18 protein-coding genes are annotated in these 20,120 nt (G+C 72.5%); 8 read left to right on the forward strand and 10 right to left on the reverse strand.

All coding sequences use genetic code 11. From position 1 onward, the window contains the following. Window positions 1–97 precede the first annotated feature (97 nt). Both ABZV94_RS25705 and ABZV94_RS25710 read left to right on the forward strand, forming a co-directional pair. On the forward strand, window positions 98–1,030 hold the full coding sequence (locus ABZV94_RS25705) for a glycosyltransferase family 4 protein (RefSeq protein WP_356344140.1): 933 nt from the start codon (window positions 98–100) through the stop codon (window positions 1,028–1,030). Window positions 1,031–1,166: 136 nt separating this feature from the next. Further along, entirely contained in the window at window positions 1,167–2,171 is a 1,005-nt protein-coding gene (locus ABZV94_RS25710; RefSeq protein ID WP_356344142.1) for a helix-turn-helix domain-containing protein, read from the forward strand. Between the two features lie 128 nt (window positions 2,172–2,299). On the opposite strand, the gene ABZV94_RS25715 is transcribed toward ABZV94_RS25710, so the two are convergent. The 5 genes from ABZV94_RS25715 to ABZV94_RS25735 all read right to left on the reverse strand — a co-directional run bounded on the left by ABZV94_RS25715 (window position 2,300) and on the right by ABZV94_RS25735 (window position 9,194). Further along, the gene (locus ABZV94_RS25715; RefSeq protein WP_356344144.1) at window positions 2,300–6,127 is read right to left on the reverse strand and encodes a S8 family serine peptidase; all 3,828 of its coding nucleotides are present in this window, start codon (window positions 6,125–6,127) and stop codon (window positions 2,300–2,302) included. Between the two features lie 169 nt (window positions 6,128–6,296). Then, window positions 6,297–6,569 carry a DUF6510 family protein gene (locus ABZV94_RS25720; RefSeq protein WP_356344146.1) on the reverse strand — a complete coding sequence of 91 codons (273 nt, stop codon included), beginning with the start codon at window positions 6,567–6,569 and terminating at the stop codon, window positions 6,297–6,299. Window positions 6,570–6,599: 30 nt separating this feature from the next. Beyond that, a complete protein-coding gene (locus ABZV94_RS25725; protein ID WP_356344148.1) occupies window positions 6,600–7,322 on the reverse strand; it encodes a ferredoxin reductase in 723 nt (240 codons plus the stop codon). 2 nt (window positions 7,323–7,324) lie between these two features. Next, a complete protein-coding gene (locus ABZV94_RS25730) occupies window positions 7,325–7,930 on the reverse strand; it encodes a sulfite oxidase-like oxidoreductase (RefSeq protein ID WP_356344150.1) in 606 nt (201 codons plus the stop codon). A 436-nt stretch (window positions 7,931–8,366) separates the two neighbouring features. After that, the gene (locus ABZV94_RS25735; protein WP_356344151.1) at window positions 8,367–9,194 is read right to left on the reverse strand and encodes an inositol monophosphatase family protein; all 828 of its coding nucleotides are present in this window, start codon (window positions 9,192–9,194) and stop codon (window positions 8,367–8,369) included. A 201-nt stretch (window positions 9,195–9,395) separates the two neighbouring features. Between ABZV94_RS25735 and ABZV94_RS25740 the strand changes: the two genes are divergently transcribed. Beyond that, entirely contained in the window at window positions 9,396–10,382 is a 987-nt protein-coding gene (locus ABZV94_RS25740; protein WP_356344153.1) for a helix-turn-helix domain-containing protein, read from the forward strand. A gap of 433 nt (window positions 10,383–10,815) precedes the next feature. Here ABZV94_RS25740 and wrbA read toward each other — a convergent pair whose 3' ends face one another. Continuing rightward, complete coding sequence (wrbA, locus tag ABZV94_RS25745) at window positions 10,816–11,430, reverse strand: NAD(P)H:quinone oxidoreductase (protein WP_356344155.1); 615 nt, start codon at window positions 11,428–11,430, stop codon at window positions 10,816–10,818. Between the two features lie 260 nt (window positions 11,431–11,690). Continuing rightward, window positions 11,691–12,665 (reverse strand): GlxA family transcriptional regulator, encoded by a 975-nt coding sequence (locus ABZV94_RS25750; RefSeq protein WP_356344157.1) that lies wholly within the window; start codon window positions 12,663–12,665, stop codon window positions 11,691–11,693. 135 nt (window positions 12,666–12,800) lie between these two features. Between ABZV94_RS25750 and ABZV94_RS25755 the strand changes: the two genes are divergently transcribed. The 3 genes from ABZV94_RS25755 (at window position 12,801) to ABZV94_RS25765 (ending at window position 15,546) form a co-directional block, all read left to right on the forward strand. After that, complete coding sequence (locus tag ABZV94_RS25755) at window positions 12,801–13,187, forward strand: hypothetical protein (RefSeq protein WP_356344159.1); 387 nt, start codon at window positions 12,801–12,803, stop codon at window positions 13,185–13,187. A gap of 26 nt (window positions 13,188–13,213) precedes the next feature. Next, on the forward strand, window positions 13,214–14,557 hold the full coding sequence (locus ABZV94_RS25760; protein ID WP_356344161.1) for an MFS transporter: 1,344 nt from the start codon (window positions 13,214–13,216) through the stop codon (window positions 14,555–14,557). 68 nt (window positions 14,558–14,625) lie between these two features. Then, window positions 14,626–15,546, forward strand: a complete 921-nt coding sequence (locus ABZV94_RS25765; protein ID WP_356344163.1) for an NADP-dependent oxidoreductase — start codon at window positions 14,626–14,628, stop codon at window positions 15,544–15,546. Between the two features lie 59 nt (window positions 15,547–15,605). On the opposite strand, the gene ABZV94_RS25770 is transcribed toward ABZV94_RS25765, so the two are convergent. Further along, complete coding sequence (locus ABZV94_RS25770; protein ID WP_356344165.1) at window positions 15,606–16,814, reverse strand: erythromycin esterase family protein; 1,209 nt, start codon at window positions 16,812–16,814, stop codon at window positions 15,606–15,608. A gap of 58 nt (window positions 16,815–16,872) precedes the next feature. On the opposite strand from ABZV94_RS25770, the gene ABZV94_RS25775 reads away from it, so the two are divergent. Together ABZV94_RS25775 and ABZV94_RS25780 are read left to right on the forward strand one after the other, a co-directional pair. Beyond that, complete coding sequence (locus ABZV94_RS25775) at window positions 16,873–17,652, forward strand: TioE family transcriptional regulator (RefSeq protein ID WP_356344167.1); 780 nt, start codon at window positions 16,873–16,875, stop codon at window positions 17,650–17,652. Window positions 17,653–17,724: 72 nt separating this feature from the next. Further along, on the forward strand, window positions 17,725–18,465 hold the full coding sequence (locus ABZV94_RS25780; RefSeq protein WP_356344169.1) for a VOC family protein: 741 nt from the start codon (window positions 17,725–17,727) through the stop codon (window positions 18,463–18,465). Between the two features lie 98 nt (window positions 18,466–18,563). Here ABZV94_RS25780 and ABZV94_RS25785 read toward each other — a convergent pair whose 3' ends face one another. Both ABZV94_RS25785 and ABZV94_RS25790 read right to left on the reverse strand, forming a co-directional pair. Further along, a complete protein-coding gene (locus tag ABZV94_RS25785) occupies window positions 18,564–19,331 on the reverse strand; it encodes a class I SAM-dependent methyltransferase (protein ID WP_356344171.1) in 768 nt (255 codons plus the stop codon). A 119-nt stretch (window positions 19,332–19,450) separates the two neighbouring features. Continuing rightward, window positions 19,451–20,104, reverse strand: a complete 654-nt coding sequence (locus ABZV94_RS25790) for a class F sortase (protein ID WP_356344173.1) — start codon at window positions 20,102–20,104, stop codon at window positions 19,451–19,453. Window positions 20,105–20,120: the final 16 nt, after the last annotated feature.

The raw sequence follows: 20,120 nt of genomic DNA on the forward strand, positions 1-20,120 counted from the left end.
CGCTACTACCGCGAGGCGATCTTCGTGCCGCGGCCCGGACCGGATTCCGACACCGCCAAGGCGATCGCCGCCAAGCACGTCCTGCCCGCTCGGTATCATGCTGCGCACCTACGACCTGCCGCAGGGCCGGCGCCTGGGCGAACCGCTGCCGGAGGTGCTGCACTCCGCCGCCGCGGCCCGGCTCCTGGACGACCTCGACGTGGACGTCATCCACGACCACACCCTCGCCGGGCCCCTGCTCGCCCGGGGTCACCGGGCACCCACGGTCGTCACCACGCACGGCCCGCTGGACGGCGAACCGGGGGAGTACTACCGGCACCTGGGGGACACCGTCCACCTGGTGGCGATCTCCCGCTCCCAGCGCGGCCAGGCGCCCGACCTCAACTGGGCCGGCACCGTGCACAACGCCCTGAGAGCCGACGGCTTCCCTTACGCGCGCGACAAGGAGGACTGGGTCTTCTTCCTGGGCCGCTGCACGCCGGACAAGGGCATGCACCTCGCGATCGACGCCGCCGTGGCCGCGGGCCGGGAGATCAAGCTGGCCGCCAAGTGCAGCGAGCCCGCCGAACACGCCTACTTCGAGGCCGAGATCAAGCCCCGGCTCGGGCCGGGCGTGGAGTGGCTGGGCGAGGTCACCGGCGACCGCAAGAAGCAGCTCCTGGCCCGGGCGCGCTGCCTGCTGTTCCCGCTGCAGTGGGAGGAGCCGTTCGGCATGGTGATGATCGAGGCCATGGTGTGCGGCACCCCGGTCGTCACCCTGCGCCGCGGTTCGGTCCCCGAGGTCGTCGTGGACGGGGTGACCGGCCTGGTCCGTGACGACGCCGGCGAACTGCCGGAGGCCATCGAGGCGGTCGGCGCGCTCGATCCCCGCGACTGCCGCGACCATGTCGTCGACCACTTCCAGCCGGAGACGATGGCGGCCGGCTACGAGGCGGTGTACCGCAAGGTGATCGCGACCGCCACGACGCCCGCGCCGGCCATCGCCCGGGCCGTACCGCCCACCCAGGAGGCCATGCTCCCGGTGGCCTGACACCCGCCGGGGGACCGGCAGCGGCGGCGCGTACGGCAGGTGCGGCCCGCCGGTCCCCCGGCACTGTCCGGCGACCACGACCCCCCGGCGTTGTACGATCTTCAACCGTTGGATTCCGAGATTCCGGGAGGCGTCCGTGGCGCTGGAGGCGGCTGGCGTCTCGCCCGAGGAGGAATCCGTCTACCAACTGCTCGTGACGTCCGGCCGGGCCACCGAGAGGGACCTCGCCGAGCGGGCCCGCCTGTCGGACGCGGAGACCGGGCGCATCCTGGACGCACTGGTCTCCAAGGGCCTGGCCACCCACACGGACGGGACACCCCGGGTGTTCCGTCCCGCTCCGCCGGAGGTGGCGCTGCTGCCCCGCCTGAAGCGCAGCGCCGACGCACTGGACCTGGCCCGGTTCGAGGCCGCGCGTCTCATCGAGTCCTACCGGGAGACGATGCGCAGGCACGACGCCGGCCAGTTGCTGGAGGTGATCACCGGGGCTGAGGCCCTGCGCCAGCAGCTCCGGCAGATCCAGTCGAGCGCCCGCCACGAGATGCTGTGGTTCTGCAAGGCCCAGTACGTGGCCATGCCGTCCGGCACCAACGCCGAGGAGTTCGAGGCGCTGGCTCGAGGCGTCAGCTACCGAGTGCTCTACGAGAAGGCGTTCTTCGACGACGAGGGCGCCCTGGAGAACGTGGTGGCGGGCGTCCGGGCCGGTGAGGTGGCTCGTGCCGTACCACACCTGCCGCTGCGCCTCGCCATCGCCGACCGCGCCGTGGCCGTCTTCCCCCTCGTGGCCGGCGGGCCGCACGGCAGCCCGGAGGAGCCGACCACGGCGCTCGTCAGGGACAGCAACCTGCTCGCGGCCCTGACCGCCCTCTTCGACCGCTACTGGGAGGACGCCGTCCCGCTGGACATCGACGGCACCGGCCTGCTCGCGGGAGCCGACGGAGCCGGTCCGGCCGACTCCCTCTCGGCCACCGACCGCAAGCTGTTGTCGCTGCTCGTGGCGGGAGTCGCCGACAAGGCGATCGCCTCGCAGATGGGGCTGAGCCGCCGGACGGTCCAGCGCCGTATCCAGGCGATGATGGAGCGCGCCGGCGCGGTGACCCGGATGCAACTCGCCTGGCAGGCGTCCCGGCGCGGCTGGCTGTGACCCGGGTGCCGGCCGCCGCTCCGGTCAGGTCGTCCCGTCGTTCCACGGGCGCGGCGGGTACCGGACCCCATGGCCCTGGTACCCGCCGCGCCGGGTGAAGGCACGACCGCGTCAGCGTCGTCCGCGCATCACGCGGTACCGCGGTGCAGGTACGCCCGCTCCACGGTCTGGCGCACGCTGTTGCCGGCGGAGTCCGTGGCGGTCACGCGGAGCGTCACATAGGCGTCACCGCGCACCTTCGACGGCCGTTCCACGGTGGCCGTGAACTGCCGGCCGTCGCCGTGCCGCTCGGTGCGCGCCGTGGTCCAGGTCTTCCCGTCGTCGTACGACGCCTCGGCCTTCAGCCGCACGCCGCGCGGGGCGGCCATGCCGTCCTGCATGCGGACCGTGAGGCCCAGGTGGTGTGCGCGTGCCCGGCTCACGGCGCCCTGCGCGTCGACCGGTACGTCGTAGTCGAGCTGGAGCAGCGGCAGCGGGGCGGCATCAGCCGTGGTGTCCGAGCGGAACGTCCACGAGGTGCGCGTGCCCACGCTGAGGCGCCAGTCGTCCGAGACGCGGGCGGTCGTCAGGTCCAGCCGGAACCGGGCCTGCCCCGGGGCGACCTCGAAGTTGCCCCACGCGCCGTTGTCGGAGACCGCGACCTGCTTCTCGTTCCGGTACAGCACCGCCGACGCCACGTCGGCGGCGGTCGCCCGGCCGGTGCCGAAGCCGCCCGTCTCCGCGAACGACCAGTGGCCGGTGTCGGAATCGGTGAACTCCGGGACGTACACGGTCAGGGTGTCGCCGTTGCGGACCGACGGCCGGGTCCAGCCGCGGGGGATGGAGGGGCGGACCGGCGCTCCGAACCACCGCTCCGTGGCGCGCAGGCCGGGACGGTAGGTACGCGGCGCGTTCCGCATGCCGGCCGCCAACGGCAGGTCGGCGGCGTCGACGACGTCGTGGTGCACGACGTGGTTCCACAGCGTGTCGCCGCCGGTCACGTACTCGACGCGCTCCCGGCCCACCGGGACGTACCGGCTGTACTGGTTCCACGCGGTCTCCTGGTACGGCCGCCACCCGAAGCGCTGCTCGCTGGCCCAGAGCGAGGCACCGGTGCGGGTGTACGTGCTGCGCACCACGGCGCTCTCCCGCTCCGAGACGGTGTGCACGACCTGCCGGGGCACGAAGCCCTTCGACACCTGCATCACGTCGTACAGATACGGGCTGCGCACCGTGCCGGACAGCGTCACCGTCGTGGTGCGCTTCCTGACGCGTTCCAGCAGGGCGGCGCCGTCCTTCCAGGAGGCCCGCATGCTGGGCAGGGCCGTCCGGTCACCCGTCGGCTGCCACCGGGTCCATGCGCTGGCCTGCTCCTGCGGCCACACCATCAGCAGCGCTCTGGCCCCCGCCGCCGCGGCGGACCGGGCGAGTTCGGGTTCGGTGACGGAGAAGTCGAACCGTACGACGGCGAGTTTCCCGCGTGCGCGGCGGAAGTCGGGCGCCGACGACGTGCCCGCGTCCACGGCGGTCAGCCGCGTGCCGCGGTCCGGGAAGGCGGGGGAGTTCGCCTCGTAGTACGGCACGAACTCCCCGGAGCCGCCGGAGACCTTCGCCCGCAGTTGCGGGGCCACCATCTGCCAGCGCGAGGAGAACTCGAAGGCGCCGTCGGTCACCCGGGAGGTCGGACTGACGTAGAGGCGTGTGACGTCGTCGAAGTACATGGCTCCCTGGATCAGCTCGTGACCGTCGATCCGGCGGTACACGGTGGTGCTGAGGATGCCGTGCTGCTCGGCGGGGCGTGGCGTGCGGATGTGCACCTGGGTGGCCTCGGCGGCGTTCAGCGTCACCGTCCGGTCCGCGGTGACCTTGACCTCGGGGGCGACGACGGTGCCCGCCTCGCCGCCGTGATCGGTCATGTCGTAGAAGCCCGAACTGACGTAGTACGTGCCCTCTTCCACGAGGGCGACGTGGGCCTGCCGGTCCGCGTAGTCCACGAATCCGTCAGGACCCCAGATCGTGGGCAGCCAGTCCGGCATCACCTTGCCGTCGCGGTCGCGGTAGAACACGGTCAGCCGGTGCTGCGGGGCGTGCACCGCGAGGGAGACGGTCGTGTGGACGAGTACGGCACCGTCCGCGGACTTCGCGGTGAGGTATCCGTAGTAGGCGCCGCGGACCGCGTGCCGGGCGTCGGTGCTCAACGGCACCTCGGCCGTGGCGCCGGGGTCGATCCGCACGGTGTCGGAGCCGAGGCCGACCACGCCGTCCGGGAGCGCGCGACCGGACTCGGTGGCCAGGCCGAGGGCCAGGGACAGCGTGACCGGACGGTCGCCGGAGTTGGTGTAGCGAACGGTGGCCGACCGCTGCCGCCCTCCGGAGCCGCCGGTGCTCAGCGGGGCGAGGGAGACGGAGCCGCTGGCCCTGACCGGGCCGGTGGCCGCGGCCACGTCGATACGGCCGCCGCCCTGTTCGGTCACCCGGGTGCGGGGCACGGTGTGCGCCGTGCTGATCAGCGCGTCCTTGAGCTGCTGGGCGTCCCAGTCCGGGTGCTGCTGGGCCAGGAGCGCGGCGGCGCCGGCGACGTGCGGGGTGGCCATGGACGTCCCCGACAGTGCGACGTAGTGGGCGTCGACGGGGTCGCCCAGGGTGGTGCCGGACGCGCGGGCGGCGACGATGCCGACTCCTGGAGCCGTCACGTCAGGCTTGACCGCGCCGTCGCCCAGACGCGGGCCGCGGCTGGAGAACGGCGCGAGGGAGTCGTCACGGTCGACGGCCCCCACGGTCAGCGCCGCGTCGGCCGCGCCCGGGGAACTCACGCTGGACGGACCCGTCTCCCCCTCGTTGCCCGCCGCGACGACGAAGAGTGTGCCGCTGGACGCGGTCAGGGAGTCGACCGCCTGGCTGAGCGGGTCGGTGCCGTCGGTCGGAGACCCCGACCCCAGGCTCATGTTGACGACCTTGGCGTGCTCGCGCGTCGCCCACTGCATGCCGTCGATGACGGCCGACTCGGACCCGTAGCCGTCGTCGCCGAGGACCTTGCCGATGAGGAGGTCGGCCCGGGGCGCCACGCCCCGCCGGGTCCCGCCGGACGCGGCGCCGCTGCCGCCGACGATCGAGGCGACGTGCGTGCCGTGACCGAAGTGGTCGCCGGTGTCGGCGCTCTGGGAGAAGTCCTCGGCCTCCGTGATCCGGCCCGCCAGGTCGGGATGGCTCGCGTCGACGCCCGTGTCGAGCACGGCGACCTTCACTCCCTGGCCCTCGTCACCCGTCTTCCAGACAGCGGGGGCGTTGATCTGCGCGGTGCTGCGGTCCAGCACGGCCCGCACCCGGCCGTCCAACGACACCCGCGGCGTCAGCGCGGCACGGGCGACGCCGGCCTTGCCGCCGGGGTTCAACGTCTTCCAGAAATCCCCCAGTCGCGAGGTGGCGACCCTGAGCGACCGAGCGTGGATGCTCGGCAGGCTACGGGAGGGAGCCCCCGGCGTGTTGAGCGCCACGAGCCGGTCGGCGGTGGCCGCCGCGGCCCGAGCCGCCTCAGCCGTGACCCTGGCCCCCTCCCGGGACGGCTCGGAGGAGACGATCAGCGGAAGCGCGGAGGTGTGTGCCTCGTCGTAGCCCTGGGAGATCAGGGCGGTCACGTCGAACAGCCGGCGGTCCAGGGTGCCCGCCGACACCAGGGCCTCGGCGTCCCACGGGAGCACGGTCAGCGACTTGTCGTCCTCCTCCAGCGTCTCGAAGGGGATGCGCTCGCGACCGGGTCCGGGGCGTACCGACGCGGTGCGCCGTCCGCCGGGCAACGATGTCACGGTCACCCGGTCGCCGGTGATCAGCCGTACGGTCGTGGAGCGAGTCCCCGGCTCGGCCGTGGGACGGGTGACGGTGCCGATGTCCGCCGTCCGCGCCATGGCGGCGGTGGGTACGACACCAGCAAGCAGTATCAATCCTGTTGATATCGCCGCCATGAGGCGGAACTTTGCCATCAGGGGAACACCTTTCGAACAGCCGTGGATCACAACTGTCCGAAATCATTTGGCGAGAAGGCTCGACGTGTCACGGGCGCGAGCTGTCACAGCTGCGACATGTCCCAACGGCGACACGGCAGGAGAGCCTTGGGTGCGCGCGCGGGGCGCGTGACCGCCGCGCTTCCCTTCAGGCGGTACGGAACCGGAAGGCGCCGGACCCGCTGCCCAGGGTCAGCCAGATGTGGTCTTCCTCCCTGACCAGGCGCAGCGCGACATACGCGCACCCCGGGCAGCGCGCGGTCATCCCCGGTTCGGGTCCGTACAGGTGCAGTTGGGCCAGAGACCCTGACCGCTTGCAGTCCGGGCACCGCCACCAGGCCGTGGTGGGCTCCACGGAGAGGATCTCCGACAACGGACCGGCAAGACTGTTGCCGTCGAGGAAGGTGGCGGGGTCTGCCATGAGAATCTCCCGGGTCAGGAAACGGAAGGGTCAGCCGAAGCGTTCGGTGCGGATGGTCGAGGGTTCCTTCCCCTGGTCGGCGAACAGCTCGACGAGCAGGTCACTGACCGTCTCCACGAATCCGGTGGGCCCGCAGACGTAGACGGGACTCCTGGGCTCCAGGCGGGCTGTGGGCTCCCGCAGATCCGCTGCCGTGATGCGGCCGGGCGGGCGGGAGGTGCCGGGCGGGGCCCGCCGGGTGTGGAGGAGCCGGATGTCGAGGAACGGGCCGCCGTCGACCAGCTCGTCCCGGTACCAGATGTCCTCGGGGCCGCGCACGGAGTACACCAGCTGGAAGAGACCGCGCGAGCCGGCCGAACGGTGGGCACGGACCATGGCCATGAGCGGTACGACACCGGAGCCGCCCGCCACCGACAGCACCGGTTCGCTCTGCTCCGGGCGCCACACGAACCAGCTGCCGAGCGGTCCGCGCATCTCGACCTCCTCGCCCGGCGGCAGTTGGTCGGCCAGGTAGGGCGAGACCTCGCCGTCGGCCACGGACTGCACGCCCAGTTCCAGCCGGCCGTCGTCGGCGGGCGCCGCCAGGGAGTAGCTGCGGACGGCCTGGTAGCCGTCGTCGGCCGTGAGACGCACGTCGACGTGCTGGCCGGGCAGGTGACCCGGCCAGCCGGGCACGGTGAACACCAGGGAGCGGGCGGTTGCGCTCTGCGCGCTCCGCCCGACCAGCCGTGCCGGCAGCCAGGCGGCAGCCATCGTCAGTCACCCCAGTGACGCTGCTCGCGCCAGGGGTCGCCGTAGTTGTGGTAGCCGGCGGACTCCCAGAATCCCGGGTCGTCCTCGTGCGTGAGCCGCAGTCCGCGCACCCACTTCGCCGACTTCCAGAAGTACAGGTGCGGGACCAGCAGCCGTGCCGGCCCGCCGTGCTCGGGCGAGAGGGCGTAGCCGTCGTAGGTGTGGGCGATCCACGCCTTCCCGCCGAGAAGGTCGGCGAGCGGAAGGTTGGTGGTGTAGCCGCCGTGGCTGTCGACGACCGCGTACGCGGCGGTCGTCTCCAGCCCCTCGAAGAAGGCGTCGAGTGGCACCCCGCTCCAGCGCGTGTCGAACTTGGACCAGCGGGTGACGCAGTGGATGTCCGTCACCGTCTCCTGCTGGGGCAGGGCCATCATCTGGTCCCAGGTCCAGCTCCGTGTCTCGCCCAGCTCGGTGGTGAGCGTGAACGACCAGGCCTCGGTCGGCACCCGCGGAGTGGGACCGGCCGACAGGACGGGGAACGACTCGGTCGGGTACTGCCCGGGCGGCAGCCGCTCCGCCAACGAGCGGGGCCGCCCTCGGAATCCGGGTGAGAAGGAAGTCAACGTCATCTCCTGCGCGCTCTGACCCGCCGCTGGAGGAGCAGAGGGCTCCTTCTTCAGTCTCGGACCAGGGAGGTGGCTTGACCACTCGGGACGGAAGCCGAGCGGAACCGCTCGCGGAGCCCGGGCACCGCGCTCCGGGTACGGAACCCGCGGCTCGATCCGCGCTGAGGCCGTTCCCCGTGATCCACCCGACGGCGCCTTCGTCACGTCACCCTGGACAGCCGCCGGCTGTGGATCAGTGACATGACGCCGTGGGCGGTGCGGGAGCGGGCCGGCCGAGTCCGGCGGGGGCGCAGCTCTGGGCCGCCGGTCGGCGCTCGGGTGGGGCTCTTCGTGGATCAGGCGGCCGGGATCATGCTGCCTGCACGCGGAATCCGTGGCTCGACCGGCTCGGTGCGCTGGACCGGTTCCCCGCGACCGGCCCGCCGGCGTCCCGGTCGGGTCATCCCGGACGGCTGCCCCGCTCATCGCGCTCACGCCGGCTGTGGATCAGCGACATCAGCAGACCGTGGGTCTCCGCGTCGGCGGCCACCACGAGCCCGCGGCCCGTCTGGCCGATCGGGCCGCCGTCGGTTCCGGTGACCACGCAGCCGGCGGCCCGGCACACGGCGATACCGGCGGCGAAATGCACACTCTCCGACAGGTCACCGCCGTCGGTGACGTACGCGGCCCGCTTACCCGCGGCGACCCAGGCCAACGCCAGCGTGGTGGACACGACCCGTGGCCTGAACCGCTGGACGAACCCGGGGTGGGCCAGCAGCTCGACGGCCCGGAAGCCCGGGGCGCCCGGAAACGGCGGATCCAGGTTGACGTCCACCAGCCGGCCGGCGGCCGTGGGCACCAGCTGGTCATCGACCCCTTCGTGCCGCACCCAGGCGTTTTCCCCGTCGGTGAAGAAGACCTCGGCGCTGAACGGGTCGGCCACCGCCGCCGCCCGGCCGCGCAGGGCCACGTTGACCGCCACCAGCTTGTGGCCGACCGCGTAGTTCAGCGTGCCGCACAGGGGGTCCACCAACCACTGGCGCTCGGCGGCGGCATCGCCGTGCCGCCCGCCCTCCTCGCCGAGCACCGCGTCGCCGGGCCGGGCGGCACGGATGACACCGACGATCGCCTTCTCCGCCTCGACGTCGGCGGCGGTGGCGAAATCACCCCCGCCCTTGTCGACGCGGGAGAGCTGCCGGCCGTACATGCGGCGCACCACGTCGGCGCCGGCGCAAGCGGCAGCCACGGCGACCTCGGCATCGCCGGGACTCGCGGACGAGTTGATCATGCCGCCCAGAGTATCGGGCCGCTTGGGCGGTGGTCGGCGCTTCCCATCGGCCCGTCCCCTTCGGACTCGTCCCGGGCGGCGGCAGCGTATCTCGGAGATCTTGTCCCGCCCGTGGGTGGACTTTCCAGCCGGTACGCGCAAGGGTGGGCCCAATGCCGGCCACAGCCTCCTGTTCACTGCACGACTTCTGGAGGAGGAGCGATGCCCGTCATTGTGTCCACCGCAGAGCTGTCCACCGCCGACCGGGTGGAACGCTGGCACGAAGCGGTGACGAACACCTTCATACCGCTCGGTGTCGATCTCCTGGAGGAGGAGCCGTCACCTGGGGACATCGTCAGCGACCGGCTCGGCGTCCTGCGGATCTCCCGTGTCGAGGCGGGGCCGCAGACGGTGACGCGGAGCAGCCGCCTGATATCCGGTGAGGACCAGGAGTTCGTCATCCTCACTCTCCAGGAGCGAGGCACCGCGATGAAAGAACAGGACGGGCGTCAATGCGTGGTCCGGCCCGGTGAGTTCTCCCTCTCGGATTCCTCCCGCGCATTCAGGAAAACGCTCAACGAAAGATTTGCTTTCACGTCCTTCCATTTTCCTCGCGAAGTGCTGTCCGTCCGGCCCGAGGACCTGCGGTCGCTGACCGCGACCACCTTCACCGGCGCCGAGGGCAGTTCGGCCGTCCTGGCCCAGTACGTCGCGGGCCTGGCACGCGTGGCCGCCGATCTCGACGACGCCGTCGGCCGTCAACTCGCCGTCACCGCACTGGATCTGCTGGCGCTGCTCATCGACGAGCACCTCGGCCGTCTGCCCCGGCCGCCCTCGACGACGGCCGCCGCCACCGTGGTGCGCGTCAAGGACCACATCATGAGGAACCTCGGCGACCCCGACCTCTCCCCACGCACGATCGCCGCCGTTCACTTCGTGTCGGTGCGCTACCTGCACAAGCTCTTCGAGCAGGAGGGGACGACGGTGGCCGGATGGATCCGGGCGCAGCGCCTGGAGCGGTGCCGCCGTGACCTCCTCCGTCCCCGGGCGCTGGAGACCGGAGTGGCGGTCATCGCGCGGCGGTGGGGCTTCGTGAGCGCCGCCCACTTCAGCCGGGCCTTCCGCGACGCGTACGGCATGACACCCCGCGAATGGCAGGTGCACGGGTTGTCGGACCAGCGCAGGCCCGGGCCGGGCATGGCCGCCTGAGGCCTCTTCCGCCTCGTCCACCTCGCCGATCCGCCCCCTCGTCCCGTCCGGCCGGCTCCGTGCGCCGGTGGCCGGAACCTGGAACACCCGGTTCTACGAGGACTCGGCACCCCAGCCGGGCGACGTGGTCCTCCCGCCGCACAAGGGCCTGGACGCCTTCCGTCATACCGACCTGGACTTCCAGCTCGCCGGCTCAGGGGTGCCCGGCCGTCCCGTGCACCTCGGCCCGCCGGTCGTAGCCGCATCAGACCCGGTCCGCCCTGCCGGAAGGACGGATGTGGGTGCGACCGGGACTGCACGAGGGTGACCGCCGGGCGCCGGTCGCCGGGCGGAGTTCACGACGCGCGGGGCGCTCCCTCCGGGACGTCTTCCGGAAGGAGCGCCCCGTCGTCGCGTACGGCGCTCACACGCGGCACGCCGCGTGCCGGGTGGGTCAGGCGAGGCCGGCCTTCAGGGCGGCGGCGACCTGGACCACACGCTCGGCCTGGTGGCGGGCCGCGTTGCGCGTCTGCTCGCCCACCGGGTTGTTGCCCTGGGCGTCGATGTGCGACGTGCCGTACGGGTTGCCGTCGATGAACTTGACGGGGTCGGTGTAGCCGGGGGACACGATGATCCCGCCGAAGTGGTGGATGGAGTTGTACAGGGCGAGCAGCGTGGACTCCTGGCCGCCGTGCGCGGTGGCGGTGGTCACGAAGCCGCTGTAGACCTTGTTGGCCAGCTTGCCCTGCGCCCACAGGCCGCCGAGGGTGTCGATGAACTGCTTGAGCTGGGACGAGATGTTCCCGAAGCGGGTCGGGGTGCCGAAGATGATCGCGTCCGCCCACTCGACGTCGGCGGTCGTGGCCTCGGGGATCCCCGCGCTCTCCGCGGCGTGGGCGGCCCACGCCTCGTTGGAGGCGATGGCGGCCTCGGGAGCCAGCTCGGCGGCCTTCAGCAGGCGCACCTCGGCGCCCGCCTTCTCGGCCGCCTCGGAGATCTCCTTGGCGATCTCGGCCGAGAAGCCGGTGGAGGAGTAGTAGATGACGGCGAGGCGGACAGGGCTGGTCATGGAGTTCGTCTCCGATCCTGAGCATGCGTGGGGTACGCCGCGGCGGACACGGTTCACCCGGGCGACGGGTGCCACCCGGTGCGCCGTCCGACGCGGTAGGTGAATCTTAAACTAGTTTGTTTAACGGTCAACCACATGGGTGTCCTGGTCCCCGTGGCCGCTGCGTGCACCTGTCCCTCGCCGCGCCGCTCCTCGTCGCTCGCGGCCTGGTTCGCCGGTGTGCTGCGGGACGGGATCGCCCTGAGCCTGGCCGGGGGACGCTACTCGGCCTGCGCGCGGCGGGCGGTCGCGAACCGGCGCTGGTAGGCGGCGGGGGAGATGGACAACTCCCTTGCGAAGACGCGGCGGAGACTCTCGTAACTCGGGAAGCCGGCCAGGGACGCCGCCTGCGTCGCGGTGTACCCCTGGTCGAGCAGCGACTTCGCGATGTCGAACCGGATCGACTCGACGTACCGGGCCGGCGTGGTGCCCAGTTCCTCCCGGAACAGCCTCGTGAGGTGACGCGTACTGAGGTTCAGATGCCCGGCGAGTGCGGCGAGGGAGTGGTTGCCGCCGGGGTCCGCCGTGACCAGGTCGACGATTCTGCGCAGGGCGGGCGACCGGGGCGGGGGGCCCTGGAGGGGGGCGGAGAACTGCGACTGGCCGCCGGCCCGTTGCAGGTAGACCACCAGGGAGCGGGCCGCCTCCCGGCTGACGTCGGGACCGTGGTCCTCCTCGACGAGAGCGAGCGCCAGGTCGATGCCGGCGGTGACTCCCGCCGAGGTGTACGTCGAGCCGTCGCGCACGTAGATCGCGTCGGGTTCCACGCGGGTCTTCGGGTGCCGGGCTGCGAGTTCGTTCGTGATCTTCCAGTGGGTGGTCGCGCGCTTGCCGTCCAGCAGGCCCGTCGCCCCCAGCACGAAGGCACCGGAGCACACCGAGGCGACCCGGCGGGAACGGGCCGCCAGACCGCCGGCGGCCTCGACCAGATCGCGCGTGACCGGGGTTCGGGGATAGATGTCTCCGCCCGGCACCAGGAACGTGTCCGGGTCCGGCTCCGCGGCGGCGCTCCCGTCGACGGCGATCCGCATGCCCATCGAGGAGGCGACATCGGCGCCCGTCGCCGACACCAGGGCGATGCTGTAGTGGGCACCGAGAAGGTTCGCTTCCCCGAAGACCTCGGCGGGGCCGACGACGTCCAGCAGTTTGACCCCGTCGTAGACGAGGATCGCCACACGATGCGTGTCGGTGCTCACAGAGCCATCCTGAGGTGACTGGATTCGAGTGGTTCATGGCCGGACCGGGGCGGCGCCGGGGGCCGAGGGGTCGGCACCGTGGAGAACGGACGCACGGTCCACTCGTAACACACCGCACCGGAAAGCACGGACATCATGACCGACATCATCGCAGGGGTGGAGATACCCGGGATCCCGGCTGTCGCGGAGGCCACGGAATTCCTCCGGGAGCGGACGGATCCCCTGATCTTCCACCACTCCCGGCGGGAGTTCCTCTTCGGTTCGCTCCACGCCGACGGCGCCGATCGCGCACGCGGCTTCCTGCTCGACCGCGGGTTCTCCGAAAGCGCCGCCGACGTGGTCCGGACGGCGATCGCCCTGCACACGACGCCGGGCGTTCCCCACCGGATGGGCCCGGAGACGGCGGCGACGAACCACGGTGTGCTCACCGACGCGATCGGCCGGGGGCTGGACAGACCGGCAGGCGACCATGTGGAGGAGATCGTCGTCGAGCGCGTCGACGACGCTCCCTGGCCGCGGTGACCCGGCAGCACGCCGGGAACGGGTCCGTGCGACCCCCGCGTTCCCGCCGCACCCCTCGTCGGCTGAGCCGACGCGCCGCCTTCGGCGTGCTGGCGGTCACCACCGTCGTCCTGATGGCGACCGCGAGCGCACCCTCACCGATCTATCCCCTGTACCGGCAGCGCTGGGACTTCTCGGTCACCATGGTGACGGTCGTCTTCGCCGTGTACGTCGTCGGGCTGCTCGGAGCCCTGCTGACCCTCGGCCCGCTGAGCGACCGCCTGGGACGCCGCCCGGTGCTGATCGCCGCGCTCCTGCTGGCGGCGGCCAGTACGGCGATCTTCTGGACCGCCGGCGGGGTCCTGTCCCTGGTGCTCGCACGGACGGTGCAGGGCGTCGCCACCGGAACGGCCGTCGGGGGGCTGGCCGCCGGGCTGGTCGACTCCTCCCCGGTGAGGCGCCCGCACGCGGGGACCACCGTGACGGCGGTGGGAACGAGCGTGGGCCTGGCCGCCGGTGCCGCCGTGGTGGGACTGCTGGTCCAGTCGGTCGCCCACCCGGACACATACGTCTTCTCCGCCCTCACGTGCGTCCTGCTGCTCCTCGCCGTGGCGGTGTGGTACATCCCCGAGACGGTCGCACCGCCGGCCGGCGGGCCGACCCGGTTCCTGCCGAGGGTGCGCGTCCCGCCCGGGTCCCGGCGCCGGTTCCTGGCCGCCGTACCCGCCCTCGTGGCAGGCTGGGCCGTCACCGGGCTGTTCCTCGCCCTGACCCCTTCCGTGGTCACCGCCGTGCTCCACGTCACCTGGAAAGCCGCCGGCGGGCTCGACATCGCCGCGCTGTTCCTCGCCGGAGGCGCGGGCGGCCTGTGGTCCGCCCGGCACACGGTACGGCGGGCCACCCTGCTGGGCGCCCTCCTGCTGACCCTCGGCGCGGCCGGACTGGCCCTGGCCATCGCCCTGCCATCCCCGGCCGTCTACGCGTGCGGGGCCGTCGTGGCGGGGTCCGGGGTCGGCCTGACGTACAACGGCAACCTCCGCGCCATCGGCGAGGCCACCGCCCCGCAGTCACGGTCGGAGGTGTTCTCCGCCGTCTACGTCGTCAGCTACGCGGCGCTGAGTCTCCCCGCCCTCGCGGCCGGCCTCCTGGCACCGGCATGGGGCCTGCGGACCACCAGCTTCGGCTACGTCGCCCTCGTCGGCTCCCTGTCGCTGCTCGCCCTGGTCCACGCGGCCCGGTCGCGGCCCGACACGCCCCGCGGGCGCGGCAGACGATCCCCGCGCGGCGCCGGCGCCCTCACCGCCTGCGCGGGCCGTTCCGGTCGGGCGGGGCCGGCCGCCGCACATCGCTCGGCCACGAGCGACGACGGGTCCCCGCCGAAGATCCGCTGACGGTCCGCGTTCCGCAGCACCCACCACACGACAAGACACCCCCCCACACGACAAGAAAGGAAGTGCCCGTGCGAGCCATCACCGTCCGGGACCGCGCGGCCGGGGCCGCGGGACTGACCCTGGAAGACCTGCCCCGTCCCCACGCCGCCGAGAACGACGTCATCCTGCGGGTGCACGCCGCGGGCTTCACACGAGGAGAGCTGGACTGGCCGGCAAGCTGGACCGACCGCGCCGGCCGCGACCGCACCCCGAGCGTGCCCGGCCACGAGGTGTCGGGAGTGGTGGCGGAACTCGGCTACGGAACGACCGGCCTCACCGTCGGACAGCGCGTCTTCGGACTCACCGACTGGGCCCGCGACGGCTCGCTCGCCGAGTACGTCGCCGTGGAAGCCCGGAACCTCGCCCCGCTCCCCGCCGACATCGACCACACGGTGGCAGCCGCGCTGCCGATCTCCGGCCTGACCGCCTGGCAGGGCCTGTTCGACCACGCCGCCCTCGGCACCGGACAGACCGTCCTGATCCACGGCGCCGCCGGCGCGGTCGGCTCGATCGCCGTCCAGCTCGCCCACGAGGCGGGAGCCCGCGTGATCGGCTCGGGCCGCGCGGCCGACCGGGACACCGTCCTCGGCCTCGGCGCGCACGCGTTCCTCGACCTGGAGGCCGACCGGTTGGAGGAGGCCGGCCAGGTCGACGTCGTCTTCGACGTGATCGGCGGCGACATCCTCGACCGCTCGGCCGCGCTGGTGCGGGCCGGCGGCACCCTCGTCACCATCGCCCACCCGCCCACCGTGCACCCCGACGACGGGCGAGCCCTCTTCTTCGTCGTGGAACCCGACCGTGCGCGCCTCGCCGACCTGGCCCGGCGGCTGCGGGACGGCCGGCTCCAGGTACGCGTCGGCGAGGTCCGGCCACTGACCGAGGCAGCCGCCGCCTTCACCCGGAAGCAGCGCGCCGCCGGCCGCACGATCATCCGCGTCACCGAGGACTGAGCGCGCGGAAGGCCGGCTGTCACGGCATTTCCCCCGAGCCGACCTGCCATGACGCTCAGTCAGATGGTGCTGTCGGGGACGTCCTTGACGAACACGATGCCGTCGGTGCTCGACAAGTGATCAGGGTCGAGCGGGGCGTAGCCGAACCAGGGCGACACGCGGGACGCGGGCCGCGTGTCGCCGAGGACGGTGGCCAGCCGTGGGGCGTCGATGACGCAGCGGTCCTCCGGCAGTGCGTACAGGAGTCCTTCGAGGGTGTCCGGCGGCGGGGTGCCCACTCCCCGATGCCCGATCGTGCCGACGGCCGTGGCCACGAAGGCGTACTCCTCGCCGAGCCGGGCGCTCACCAGCGCACCGGCGCTCCACCACTCCACCGGCCCCTCCCACATCCGCATCGTGCTCTTCTCCCGCTGGAGATGGGAGTTGTGGGCGTGGAGGAGTGCCGGGCCCCGACCGGCGAGGGCGAGGAGGTTGCGGGCCATCATCAGGTCCCGCAGCGCGCACAGCCGCGCCATGCGGGCCGGTGAGGCGTCGGCCATCCAGTGGTGGTACCGCAGCAGCCCGGTGGCGGTGCGCCCGTACAGACGCGCCCGGTCCCACGCGTCCCGCGAGGTCGCCGCGATCAGGTGCGGGGTCTGCGTGTCGAGCCGTGCCACGAGTTCGTCGGCGAGCAGCCGCAGCTGACCGGCCTCGGGCGACTGCCCCACGGAACGGGCCGGATCCGTCATCGCGGCGGGGTCGGTCCAACGGTCGTCGGCGCCGAGCAGGCGGTCGAGTGTCTCCGCGGTGCAGGGCAGGAGGTCCTCGTCCACCCGGGCGGCGAGGTAGGCGTGGAGCGCGGTGAGGGCCTTCCGGGGACTCGCGGCGCCGGTGATCTCCAGCGGGCCGTCGAAACCCGAGAAACGCAGTTGCTCGGACGCGGGCCGGCCGTCGTTGTGGGCGCGCATCCAGCGGACGAGCTCGCGGTTGGCCGTGGAGGCGCCCCAGCCGTGGCTGAAGCCGTGCTCCATGACCTCGTCGAGCGTTCCCGTGCCCGAGGTGACGTAGTCGTCCACGATCAGGCCCGCCATGCAGTCGGTCTCGAGCGCGATCGTCCGGTAGCCCGCCTGCTCGACGAGCTGCCGGAACAGCTCGTTGCGCAGGTCGAGCAGCGTGTCCTCGCCGTGCGTGGGCTCGCCCAGGGCGAGCAGTCGCGGCCGGGCCGGGAGCAGTCCCATGACGGCGGCGGCCTCGACGGCACGAGCGGTGCCCTTGATGTCAGTAGCCATGCCCTCAACGCTATCGTTGAACCTTCGATTGAGACTTTCTCCCAATATCGGCAGGCCGATGCGACGAAACTTTCCAAGCGGTAGGAAACTCAGGCCGGTTGATCTGGCCCGGGACAGCGGTCTGTCGACACAGGCCGTCAGGAACTACGAGGAGGCCGGCATTCTCCCGGCCGCCGATCGCACACCCCACGGCTACCGCGTCTACACGCCGCTGCACGCGCAGGCCCTGCGCGCGTTCCTCGCCCTGGTGCCCGGCCACGGCCACCAGACGGCGACGTCGGTCATGCGGGCCGTGAACCAGGACGCGGTGGACGAGGCGTTCCGCCTGATCGACGAGAGCCACGCCCAACTCCTCGACGACCGGGGGACCCTGAAAGCCGTGGAGAACGCCCTGCGCGAACTGGAGTCCACCACGGCGCCCGAGCCCGGTGCGGGACCCGAACCGGCCGCGGTGTCCGGGCCCGGCGGCACCTTCATCGGGCCGCTGGCCGTGCGGCTGGGAATCCGGCCCGCGACGCTGCGCAAGTGGGAGCGCGCCGGACTCGTACGCCCGCGCCGCGACCCGCGGACCGGATACCGCGTCTACGACGAGGCCGACGTACGGGACGCCCGGCTGACCCACCAGCTCAGGCGGGGCGGCTACCTGCTGGAGCAGATCGCCCCGCTGATCGCCCAGGTGCGGGCGGCCGGCGGTCTGGAGCCGCTGGAGGCCGCACTGGGCGACTGGCACGGCCGGCTGTCCGCCCGCGGGCGCGCCATGCTGACCGGCGCCGCCGAGCTGGAGGCCTACCTCCGACAGCGCCCCCGCGGTCAGGAGCGCGGCCCGGCGGCGCGGTGAGGCACAAGCGAGTCGATCTCTGTTCGGTGACGGCGTCGAAGCCGCACGGACCGGGCTCATAGGATCGCCGGCATGGCACTGCGACCCGTGATGGTGAACATCAAGGCCCTTGACGCCTCGGCGGTCGGCCGGTTCTGGGCGGAGGCACTCGGCTGGACTGCTTACAGCGCCGGCCTTACCACCTACGTCGGCCCCGCCGGCGGCCTCGTGTGGCCGGACCCGGTCGCCGTCTGCGTCGACGTCGTACCCGTCCCGGAACCCAGGACGACGACGAAGAACCGTCTGCACCTCGATCTCGCCACCACCTCCACGGCCCATCAGGCGGAGGTGGTCGCGCGCCTGAAGACTCTCGGTGCGACACCCGTCGACGTGGGCCAGGGCGACGTGCCGTGGACGGTCCTCGCCGACCCGGAGGGCAACGAGTTCTGCGTGCTGGAGCCCCGGGAGGTCTACCGGGACACCGGGCCGGTCGCCCGGGTGGTGGTCGACTGCACGGACCCGCGGGCCATGGCCCGGTTCTGGGGCGAGGCGATGGACTGGACCCTGCACGAGGTGACCGACGACCATGCGGTGTTGCGTTCGGCCAAGGGCGCCGGCTCGTATCTCGAGTTCCTCCGCACGCCCGGAGCGAAGACCGTGCCGGACCGCGTCCATCTCGACCTGCTGCCGTACCCCGGTGACGACAAGGCAGCGGAGGTGGCCCGGCTGCGCGCACTCGGCGCCACCGACCTCGACATCGGCCAGGGCGACGTCCCGTGGACCTGCCTGACCGACCCGGAGGGCCACGAGTTCTGCGTCCTCGCCCTGTCCTGACGCGGATCTTCGCCGATCCCCCGGCACCGGGCCTTGTCTGCTCGTGGGCCGGCTGACAACCGAGGCCGGCTGACACCGCCGTTCCCGGCTCGCGTCACCTACCCGCCGGCACGGGCCACGAGCAGCGGCTGGAAGAAGCCCGTCTCCTCCGGCATCCGCCACACGGGGTCGGCGAACCCGGCTCCGGCCGCGAGGTCGGCCAGCCGCCCCTGGCCGAGGGCCCAGTAGGTGGTCCGGCGCACCCGCACACGCCATTCCCCGCCCGCCGGGAGGAGTTGGAAGTGCTCCAGGTCGTAGTGCTCGCCGTCGTCGTGCCAGTGCCAGAGCTGGAAGGTGACGGTCCGTTCTCCGCCGTCCGCGGCCCGGTGCACTTGGGGAGGCGTGGAAGTGGGGCGGTCGCGCAGGAGGTCTTCGTAGGGGCGTGTGCTGACCAGCAGCAGGCCGGCCGGACGCAACACGCGGCGCATCTCGGCCAGGGCGGCGCGCACGTCAGGCTCGGTCAGCAGGTGGGGCAGCGAGTTGTCGGCGCAGACGACCGTGTCGAACCGGCCATCGGGAAACGGCAGGCGGCGCATGTCGGCGACGGCCGTGCGCAGGTTCAGGCCCCGGCGGGCGGCCTCGCGGCCGGCGCGGGCGGCGGCGCGGGGGCTGAGATCGGTCCCGGTGACGCGGTGCCCGCGCAGCGCCAGACCGATGGCCTGCGTGCCGATACCGCAGGAACAGTCGAGCACGGCCGCGCCGTCCAGGCCCATCAGGGCGTCCAGCGCGTCCCCTTGCCGGCGGACACCCGCGTCCCAGTCCGCGTAGATCAGGTGGTAGTCGTCGGCCAGTTCGTCATAGAAGTGAGCCACTGATGTCTCCGACATGGCCCGACATTACCGTCGGCGGCGTCCCGGAGGCGCCGGTGCGTCCATTGTCCGGGAGCCGGCGCTCTGCACGGCGGCATCCGACCGATGGCGCGGCCCCCGAGGGTCTGTTCGAACGGCTACGTCACCGCGGTCAGGGTCGCGTAGACCACGACGTTGCCCAGGTAGCCCGTGCGCTCGGTGTAGCCGCCGCCGCAGGTGATCAACCGGAGTTCGGCCCGGCCGGAACCGCCGTAGACCTTCTCGCTCGGGAACTTCTTCCGGTCGTATAGCTCGACGGCGCGGACGGTGAACACCGCAGTCCGCCGGTCGGCCCGACTGACCTCGATGGTGGCGCCCTCGGTCAGGGCGCCGAGGTCGTAGAAGACACCGGGATCGCCGGCGGGTGTGTCCACATGCCCGGTGGCGACGGCGGTGCCTGCCGAGCCGGGAGGCGTGCCGTCGCCGTACCAGCCGGCGTGGTCGGGTTCGTCGGGCGGTGGAGCCTGTAGTGCCCCTGCCGCATCGAGGCCCACCCGTGTCATGGGGGCGTCCACCCCGATGGCGGCGATCCGGAGCCGCACCGGATCCGCCGGGGGCAACGGAGGGACGGTGGGGCCGCTGGGGCCGGCAGCCGTGCGGACGGTCCGGGCCGCCGCTGGCCGCGGCGGCGGCTCGTGACCCCGCACCCCGCTGATCAGCAGCACCACACCCGCCGTCAAGGTGCAGGCCAGAAGGAGCACCGCCGGGACGGACGGAGCTCGGAAAGCGCTGGTGTGGTGCCTGGGTGCCATCGCGGTCGCGTCCTCG

The organism is Streptomyces sp. NPDC004658, assembly GCF_040609555.1.
Lineage (GTDB): Bacteria > Actinomycetota > Actinomycetes > Streptomycetales > Streptomycetaceae > Streptomyces.

Bases quoted from the DNA above. Each gene is read 5' to 3' on its own strand.
- ABZV94_RS25720 (WP_356344146.1), bottom strand. From the start codon at position 6,569: ATGGCAGACCCCGCCACCTTCCTCGACGGCAACAGTCTTGCCGGTCCG.
- ABZV94_RS25790 (WP_356344173.1), bottom strand. From the start codon at position 20,104: ATGGCACCCAGGCACCACACCAGCGCTTTCCGAGCTCCGTCCGTCCCG.
- ABZV94_RS25715 (WP_356344144.1), bottom strand. From the start codon at position 6,127: ATGGCAAAGTTCCGCCTCATGGCGGCGATATCAACAGGATTGATACTG.
- wrbA (WP_356344155.1), bottom strand. From the start codon at position 11,430: ATGACCAGCCCTGTCCGCCTCGCCGTCATCTACTACTCCTCCACCGGC.
- ABZV94_RS25705 (WP_356344140.1), top strand. From the start codon at position 98: ATGCTGCGCACCTACGACCTGCCGCAGGGCCGGCGCCTGGGCGAACCG.
- ABZV94_RS25740 (WP_356344153.1), top strand. From the start codon at position 9,396: ATGCCCGTCATTGTGTCCACCGCAGAGCTGTCCACCGCCGACCGGGTG.
- ABZV94_RS25775 (WP_356344167.1), top strand. From the start codon at position 16,873: ATGCGACGAAACTTTCCAAGCGGTAGGAAACTCAGGCCGGTTGATCTG.
- ABZV94_RS25785 (WP_356344171.1), bottom strand. From the start codon at position 19,331: ATGTCGGAGACATCAGTGGCTCACTTCTATGACGAACTGGCCGACGAC.
- ABZV94_RS25770 (WP_356344165.1), bottom strand. From the start codon at position 16,814: ATGGCTACTGACATCAAGGGCACCGCTCGTGCCGTCGAGGCCGCCGCC.
- ABZV94_RS25725 (WP_356344148.1), bottom strand. From the start codon at position 7,322: ATGGCTGCCGCCTGGCTGCCGGCACGGCTGGTCGGGCGGAGCGCGCAG.
- ABZV94_RS25735 (WP_356344151.1), bottom strand. From the start codon at position 9,194: ATGATCAACTCGTCCGCGAGTCCCGGCGATGCCGAGGTCGCCGTGGCT.
- ABZV94_RS25730 (WP_356344150.1), bottom strand. From the start codon at position 7,930: ATGACGTTGACTTCCTTCTCACCCGGATTCCGAGGGCGGCCCCGCTCG.
- ABZV94_RS25780 (WP_356344169.1), top strand. From the start codon at position 17,725: ATGGCACTGCGACCCGTGATGGTGAACATCAAGGCCCTTGACGCCTCG.
- ABZV94_RS25755 (WP_356344159.1), top strand. From the start codon at position 12,801: ATGACCGACATCATCGCAGGGGTGGAGATACCCGGGATCCCGGCTGTC.